General features: G+C 58.6%; 9 protein-coding genes. 3 read left to right on the top strand and 6 right to left on the bottom strand.

The annotated features are described in order from the left end of the window. Positions 1-92 precede the first annotated feature (92 nt). The 4 genes from M987_RS08495 to M987_RS08480 all read right to left on the bottom strand — a co-directional run bounded on the left by M987_RS08495 (position 93) and on the right by M987_RS08480 (position 3,025). Positions 93-788: an ArsR/SmtB family transcription factor gene (locus tag M987_RS08495; protein ID WP_014068729.1), complete on the bottom strand. Its 696-nt coding sequence runs from the start codon at positions 786-788 to the stop codon at positions 93-95. After that, positions 760-1,158 (bottom strand): amino acid-binding protein, encoded by a 399-nt coding sequence (locus tag M987_RS08490; RefSeq protein WP_014068728.1) that lies wholly within the window; start codon positions 1,156-1,158, stop codon positions 760-762. Before M987_RS08490 ends, M987_RS08495 begins: the two co-directional genes overlap by 29 nt. Then, positions 1,151-1,474 (bottom strand): antibiotic biosynthesis monooxygenase family protein, encoded by a 324-nt coding sequence (locus M987_RS08485; RefSeq protein ID WP_014068727.1) that lies wholly within the window; start codon positions 1,472-1,474, stop codon positions 1,151-1,153. The genes M987_RS08490 and M987_RS08485 overlap by 8 nt, the downstream gene beginning before the upstream one ends. 135 nt (positions 1,475-1,609) lie before the next feature. After that, complete coding sequence (locus M987_RS08480; RefSeq protein WP_014068726.1) at positions 1,610-3,025, bottom strand: aldehyde dehydrogenase family protein; 1,416 nt, start codon at positions 3,023-3,025, stop codon at positions 1,610-1,612. A 99-nt stretch (positions 3,026-3,124) separates the two neighbouring features. Between M987_RS08480 and M987_RS08475 the strand changes: the two genes are divergently transcribed. Beyond that, positions 3,125-4,027, top strand: a complete 903-nt coding sequence (locus M987_RS08475; RefSeq protein WP_014068725.1) for a LysR family transcriptional regulator — start codon at positions 3,125-3,127, stop codon at positions 4,025-4,027. Here M987_RS08475 and M987_RS08470 read toward each other — a convergent pair. After that, complete coding sequence (locus M987_RS08470) at positions 4,014-4,493, bottom strand: carboxymuconolactone decarboxylase family protein (RefSeq protein WP_014068724.1); 480 nt, start codon at positions 4,491-4,493, stop codon at positions 4,014-4,016. The genes M987_RS08475 and M987_RS08470 overlap by 14 nt on opposite strands. A 102-nt stretch (positions 4,494-4,595) precedes the next feature. On the opposite strand from M987_RS08470, the gene pdxR reads away from it, so the two are divergent. After that, positions 4,596-5,984: a MocR-like pyridoxine biosynthesis transcription factor PdxR gene (gene pdxR / locus M987_RS08465; protein WP_014068723.1), complete on the top strand. Its 1,389-nt coding sequence runs from the start codon at positions 4,596-4,598 to the stop codon at positions 5,982-5,984. A gap of 40 nt (positions 5,985-6,024) precedes the next feature. On the opposite strand, the gene M987_RS08460 is transcribed toward pdxR, so the two are convergent. Further along, positions 6,025-6,186 (bottom strand): DUF1127 domain-containing protein, encoded by a 162-nt coding sequence (locus tag M987_RS08460; RefSeq protein ID WP_014068722.1) that lies wholly within the window; start codon positions 6,184-6,186, stop codon positions 6,025-6,027. Between the two features lie 176 nt (positions 6,187-6,362). On the opposite strand from M987_RS08460, the gene M987_RS08455 reads away from it, so the two are divergent. After that, positions 6,363-7,778, top strand: a complete 1,416-nt coding sequence (locus tag M987_RS08455) for an aminotransferase-like domain-containing protein (RefSeq protein ID WP_064555843.1) — start codon at positions 6,363-6,365, stop codon at positions 7,776-7,778. The last annotated feature ends 21 nt before the right edge of the window (positions 7,779-7,799 follow it).

Raw genomic sequence — 7,799 nt, 5'->3', positions numbered from 1 at the left:
AGCTGCGGTAAGTCTTTTATTTCAATGGCGTAATGTCATCGCTGAATAAAGACAAACATGACTGGGATAAGGGCACCAGACCGCAGAGGTATTTAGCGACTAAAATACTTCCTGACGGCAGACCTCCCGGATGCCGTCACCACCACTTCCCTGTACCCCGCCACCCGCTGGATCCAGCCTTTGTTTTCCAGATGCGTGAGAAGCGCCGCGCCAGCCTCACCGCCCAGATGAAACCGCCGCTCGCTCCAGTCCAGGCAGGCGCAGCAGGCCTTGCGACGGGGATGAGCACTCAACAGAATACCGAGTTTCAGGAACTGCTCACGGCCATACAGCGTGAGCGCTGAACCGTCTGCCTCCAGCCAGCCTTCCGCCTGCATAAAATCATAGATCTGTACCGCCACGGTTCCGGCAAGATGGTCGTAACAGGTGCGGGCTTCGCGCATGCCTTTTGGCGCGGTGGTTTCCGGCGGCGTAATGCGGCTCCAGGAAAGCCCCATCATCTGCTCAACCAGCGCTGCCACGTCGTGCCCTGCAAGGTGATAATAGCGATGCCTGCCCTGAGACAGGCAGGTAATCAGCCTTCCCTCCACCAGCCGGGCGAGGTGCCCGCTGGCGGTCGACGGTGCAACATCTGCCGCCGTGCTCAGCTCGGTAGCCGTCCACGCCCGCCCGTCCATCAGCGCACAGAGCATTTTTACCCGTGACGGATCGGCCATCGCCGCCGCCACGGCCGCAATGGCTTGCTCCAGTGCAGCGCTGTTATCGGGAGGTAATTGGGTCTTTAACATAGGCAGCCCAGGGTTCGGTTATCTCTGCGGCCAGCTTATCATTATCCGTCAGCAGAATAAGGTGATTCGCATGGTCGCTGTACTGGGTAAGAATAGACACCCCCTGCACTGCCAGCGCGCAGGCAATCTCACCCAGTTCCCCCGGGCGCTCCTGTTTTAGCTTACGGATCAGCGGTTTTGTTACCGCCTGCACCCTGAACCCGGCAGCCAGCAATACGCGCCGGGCTTTCTCCCCCTCTTCCACCAGAAAATGTGCATCAACACCAAATACCCCGCCGCCCTCCAGCCCCACGCCATTACGCCCGAGCAGTTGCCCGAAGCGCGCCAGTTCACCGGGGGCATTCTCGAAAATCACGTGAATGTCATACATCAGCGTGTCCTCCGGTTTCGGAGGAATATTCCCGTATCACCTGCGCCACACGAATGCGGTAGAAGGCAAAAATCGACGCCCGCCCCTCCTCCTGTGCGGCCAGATGGAACACATTGTGTTTCCAGTTGCGGATGGCCTCTTCATCCCGCCACCAGGAGAGGGAGAGGATTTTGCCGTCGGTGGTCAGGCTCTGGAAACGTTCGATATCGATAAATCCGTCGATATCGGCCAGCAGGGGTTTGAGTTCAGCCGCGAGTTGCAGGTAGCGCGCCTGGTGTGCAGGCTCCGCTTTGGCTTCGAAAAGGACTGCGATCATGATGGTCTCTCCGTTGTGGTGTTAAGGAGAGAATGCAGGAAGGAAGAACGGGATGCTTCGGTGGATGGCGAAGTGTTGTTGCCCGAGAGCGCTGGCCCGAGCAGGCCCGGTAAGCGCAGCGCCACCGGGCAGGTTTTAGCTCAGGATCGACTTCGGCTCCATAAACGCGCTGATCCCCCACGTGCCCATCTCGCGGCCCACGCCGGAGTGTTTAAACCCACCGAACGGGGCTTTTGGCTCATGGGCTAGCGTGTTGACCAGCACCCGGCCGGACTGGATCTGCTCCGCCACGCGCTGCGCACGCCCGGCATCGCTGCCCAGCACCAGGGCGCTCAGGCCGTAGTCGGTATCGTTCGCAATGGCGATCGCTTCTTCTTCATCGCGATAGGGGATCACGCACAGCACCGGGCCGAAGATCTCCTCGCGGGCAATCGCCATCTGGTTATTCACATCGGCAAACAGCGTTGGACGGACAAACCAGCCATCCTGCGTACCTTTAGGGCGTCCTTCACCGCCCGCCAGCAGGCGCGCGCCCTCTTCTGTCCCTTTGCGGATATACCCCTGAACACGTTGCCACTGCTTTTCGCTGACCATCGGTCCCACCTCGGTGGCGCTGTCACGCGGGTCGCCAGACCGCACCGCCGCAACAGCCTGTGCCAGCGCGTGTTCCATTTCCGCTTTACGCGACTGCGGTACCAGAATACGGGTTCCGGCAACGCAGGCCTGTCCGCTGTTCATGAAACCCGCCTGAATCACCAGCGGAACCGCCTGCGCTAAATCGACATCATCCAGCATGATCGTCGGCGATTTACCGCCTAACTCCAGCGTCACACGCTTAAAGCTTTCCGCGGCATTACGCAAAATGGCCTTTCCGGTGTGAGTAGAGCCGGTAAAGGAGATTTTCGCCACATCCGGGTGGCGGCTGATCGTCTCGCCCACCGTGTCACCGCGCCCGGTCACAATGTTAAACACGCCCGGCGGCAATCCGGCATCGCGCAGCGCCTCAGTGATAATCTGGGTTTGCAGGGCGCTCATCTCGCTGGGTTTGATAACCGCCGTGCAGCCAGCAGCCAGTGCGGTTGCCAGTTTGCCGCAGATAAAACCTGCATCGCTGTTCCACGGGGTGATCAGCCCGGCGACGCCAAGTGGCGTCATCTGCACCCTGGCTGCACCTGCCGTGGTCGTAAATGCAAAGGATTCCAGTGCATCGATCGCCTGGGCGATAACATCCGCCGGGTAACTGGCCATCCACGCCGAACGCGACGCGGGCGCACCGTACTCCTCGATAATGGCCTCCAGCAGTTCGTCGTGGCGGGCAACGACCGCCGCGTGCATCCGCTTCAGCGCCGCAATACGTTCCTGCCGGGTGGTGTTTGCCCACGCCGGGAACGCCGCTTTGGCGGCTGCAATGGCACGCTCCGCATCAACCTCATCCGCCAGACGCACCTGGCCAATCACCTGTGCCGTCGCCGGATTGTACAAATCAAAACGCACAGTACCGTGTGGGGTGACAAATTCACCGTTGATAAAGATCTGTTCGATGTGATGCATAAGGCCTCCTCAGGCTGTGTGAACACAGTCTGGCACGCCTTTTACGTTTCGATAATCCACGCTATGCTGCAAGGGTTGTTTCGATAATCAGGACAATCTATGCATCGTTCAGGGCTCACAGAGCTGGAAGTGGTACTGGCCGTGGTACGTCGCGGAGGCTTTCGCGCGGCTGCTCAGGAGCTGGGCATGTCGGCTACGGCGGTGAGCAATGCGGTGGCCGGGCTGGAAAGTCGCCTGCAAACACGCCTGTTTAACCGCACCACCCGCAGCGTGGCGCTCACCGATGCCGGGCAACGGTTTGTGGCGCGTGTGGGGCCTGCGCTTCAGGAGATCCGCCAGGCCAGCGAAGAGATCCACAGCGATAACGATGCCCCTGCAGGTACGCTGCGCCTGAACGTTCCCAACAATATTGGCCCACTGTTTCTGGATAATCTGCTGATTGCGTATATGCAGCGTTACCCGAAAATGCGCGTCGAAACGGTCAGCGAAGCACGGATGATCGACATCGTGGCCGAAGGGTACGACGCCGGGATCCGCCTGGCGGAATCGGTGCCGCAGGACATGGTAGCGGTGGCACTCACGCCAGACATCCGCCAGCTGATCGTCGCCACGCCTGACCACTTTGCCCGTTACGGTATTCCGCAAACGCCCGACGATCTGCTGCATCATCAGGGGATTGGCATGAGGATGTCTCACGGCGGGCTGTATCGCTGGGAGCTGGAGCGACGTGGTGAGCAGTATGCTCTGGCGGTTCCGCCACGCTTTGCCACATCCGATCTGTTTGCATCAATACGCGCCGTGAAAGCCGGCCTTGGGGTGGGATTTTTACCGGAACTCTATATCCGCCAGGAGCTGGAAAGCGGGGAACTGGTGAGCGTGCTGGAAGACTGGACGCAGCCCTTTGCCGGACTGCGTCTTTACTACCCCGGGCATCGCCATGTCCCACCCGGGCTGCGGGCTTTAGTTGCCCTGGTGCGCGAACGCGAAATTACTCCAGATTAGCCTTATTCAGGCCATACGCCACATCCAGCGAGCCGGGCTCCATGCGGGACGTGATCCCCAGACGATTCCAGGCGTTGATGGCCACAATCGCGAAATTCAGCTCTGAAATTTCGACATCGGAGAAATGCTCCGCCACGCTGCGGTACAGGGCATCACTCACGCCGTGAACACCAATCTGGGTCAATGCTTCGGTAAACGCCAGGGCGGCTTTTTCACGGGCGCTGAACAGCGGGGACTCGCGCCACGCCGCCAGATGGTACAGGCGCAGTTCGCGCTCCCCGGCAATTTTGGCCTCTTTCGAGTGCATGTCCAGGCAGAAAGTACAGCCGTTCAGCTGAGAAACACGAATATCAATCAGGTGTTTCAGCGCCGGGTCGATGGAGGTTTTCGCCACTTCCATGCTCAGGTCGGACAGCGCTTTTGCGAGTGCAGGTGTAGCTTTATGGTGGTTAACGCGAGTGCTCATAGTCTTTCCTCTTTTGTATGCGGCCCAGGTAATGCGATGAGGTAAATTTACGCCGCTCATGACATAGTAAAAAGATACAAAAAACACAAAACGAGGTAGGACATGAAACCGGGCTATCACGATATCTATACCCGCTACCGCGACAACATTACGCGCGGCGTGCTGAAACCCGGCGACAAAGTGCCCGCGATCCGCGTGCTGGCCGAAGAGCTGAAAGTGGCGCGCAAAACGGTTGAAACGGCCTATGCCATTCTCACCGGAGAAGGGTATCTGGTCAGCCAGGGCGCGCGCGGCACGCGGGTAAACCCAGACCTGCTACTACCCGGGCACGACGCGCCTGCGGAACAGGCCACCGGCACGCTCCCGGAATCGCTGATTAGCCAGCGTGAACGCAGCGGATTTTTACGCCCGGGCATCCCGGCGCTCGACAGCTTTCCGTACAAAAAATGGCTGCTGCTCGCGGGCCAGGCCACCCGCTCCATGCGCCAGGAAGAGATGCTCAACCCGCCGGTCCTGGGCTGGTATCCACTGCGCCAGGCCATTGCCCGTTACCTGAATATCTCGCGCGGGTTGTCCTGCACCGCCGAACAGGTGCTGATCACCAGTGGCTATAGCGGCAGCCTGCGCCTGATCCTCGACACCCTTGCCAGCCGTAGCGACAAAGTAGTGTTTGAAGACCCTGGCTATTTTATGGGGCAACAGCTGCTCAAGCGCATCGTCCCGCGTCTGCACACCGTGCCGGTCGATCGTTCGGGCATGGATACCGGATACCTGCTGCGCCACCATCACGATGCCCGTTTTGCTATCGTCACGCCATCACACCAGAGCCCGCTGGCAGTCACACTCTCTCTGCCGCGTAAACAGCAGCTGCTCGACTGGGCAAGCCAGAACGAGGCGTGGATTATCGAAGATGATTACGACGGTGAATTTCACTACACCCGCAAGGTGCTGCCATCACTGAAAAGCCTCGACCAGCACGACCGGGTGATCTTTATGGGCACCTTCAGTAAAACCATCATGCCGTCACTGCGTATGGGCTATGTGGTGATGCCCGCCAGCACCGTGGCGGCGTTTACCGACTGCGCCGACATCGTGACCAGCGGCCAGCCGGTACTCACGCAAAAAATCCTGACCACATTCCTGAATGAGGGGCATTTTTTCCGCCATCTCAAAAAGATGCGCGCGCTGTATCAGATCCGCCGTGACTGGATGATCGCTGCCTTGCAGGAGGTGTACGGCGATCTGTTTTTCACCGAGCAGAACGACGGCGGAATGCACATTGTGGCGTTTTTATCCAAAGGCAGCGGCGATCGCGAGGTGGCGCGCTGCTGGCAACAGCACCAGCTACAGGTGAATGCGCTTTCCGAGTGGTATCGGGGGTCGGGCAAACGCTACGGACTGGTGATGGGCTATAACAACGTGCGGACGTATCAGGAAGCACTGAATTTGCTGGAAGGGCCGAAACAGCAGACGCTTGAGCTGCTGGGCTAAAAATCGCCGGGTGCCGGCTGCGCCTGACCCGGCCTACGATCTACACATCAAACCGCGACAACCCAACATCCTTGAGCTGTTCATCACTCATGCGGCTCAGAATGCGGCGAGTACGGTTGATGCGATACCAGTTCTTCACCGTTTTCCACATCCAGACAAATGCAATAAACGGACGTTTTGAACGATTCTCGTGAAATTCCATGATGTTCTCCTCGCTGTGCCAGTGGGGTTATCATCGTGGAAATCGGTGTATGCAATACAGACTCAAAAACAACTTTTATTTAACATACAGATCCGCTAAAACAGAATCTGAATGTCGTTTTTTGCGGCGATCTGTACTGGTTTGACAATCTGTATGGTGTAAAAAGAGGATACAGCATGACGCGCTATCAACATCTGGCCAATATTCTGGCCGAACGCATTGAGCAAGGGCTGTATCGCAGCGGCGAGCGTTTGCCCTCCGTGCGCGCCCTGAGCCAGGAACACGGCGTCAGTATCAGCACCATACAGCAGGCTTATCAGATCCTCGAAAACCTTCAACTCATTACCCCACAGCCACGTTCCGGTTATTTTGTTTCGCAGCGCAAGGCCCAACCCCCCGTTCCGGCGATGACGCGCCCGGTGCAGCGCCCGGTGGATGTCACGCAATGGGATGAAGTGATGATGCTGCTGGACGCGCGTGCCGACAAAGAGATGATCTCTTTTGGCGGCGGCTCGCCAGACCTGAACCAGCCGAGCCTGAAACCGCTGTGGCGGGAAATGAGCCGCATTGTGCAGCACAACCCCACCGATGTGCTGAGCTACGACGTGCTGGACGGGCGGTTTGAACTGCGTGAGCAAATTGCCCGCCTGATGCTGGACGGTGGTTCAACCGTTGCCCCCAACGAGATTGTGATCACCAACGGTTGCCACGGCGCGCTGTCGATTGCCCTGCTCTCGGTGTGCAAACCGGGAGATATTGTGGCGGTGGAGTCTCCGTCGTTTCACGGCACCATGCAGATGCTGCGCGGGTATGACATCAAGGCCATTGAAATCCCGACCGATCCTGAAACGGGGATCAGCATTGAAGCCCTGGAACTGGCACTGGAACAGTGGCCCATCAAGGCGGTGATCCTGGTGCCCAACTGCAATAATCCGCTGGGATTTATCATGCCAGAGGCGCGCAAACGCCAGGTGCTGGCGCTGGCACAACGCCACGATATCACGATAGTTGAGGATGATATTTACGGCGAGCTGGCGGCAGAGTATCCGCGACCACGAACGATCCACTCCTTTGATATTGATGGCCGCGTGATACTGTGTAGCTCGTTTACCAAAACCGTGGCACCAGGGCTGCGCGTAGGCTGGATTGTACCGGGGCGTTATTACGACCGGGTAATGCACATGAAATATGCCGCGGGCGGGTTTAACGTGCCGGGGACACAGATGGCGGTGGCGGCGTTTATCCGTGACGGGCATTACCACCGGCATGTGCGGCGGATGCGCCAGATTTATCAGCAGAATATGGAAACCTACACCTGCTGGGTGCGGCAGTTTTTCCCGGCAGAAATTTGCGTGACGCGCCCGCAGGGGAGTTTTTTACTGTGGGTGGAGCTGCCGGAAAAAGTGGACATGGTCTGCGTGAGTAAGCAGCTGTGCCGCCTGAAAATCCAGGCCGCAGCCGGGTCGTTGTTTTCCGCATCCGGGAAATACCGCAACTGCCTGCGGATCAACGTGGCGTTGCCGCCCACCGACAAAAACCGCGATGCGCTGAAAAAAATGGGCGAGGCGATCCATATTGCGATGGAGGCATAGTGCGGCCTGATGCCCTCACCC

It is taken from the genome of Enterobacter soli ATCC BAA-2102 (genome assembly GCF_001654845.1).
Lineage (GTDB): Bacteria > Pseudomonadota > Gammaproteobacteria > Enterobacterales > Enterobacteriaceae > Enterobacter > Enterobacter soli.
Note: the sequence above shows the minus strand (reverse complement) of the source record. Positions and strands in the feature narration are given on the sequence as shown.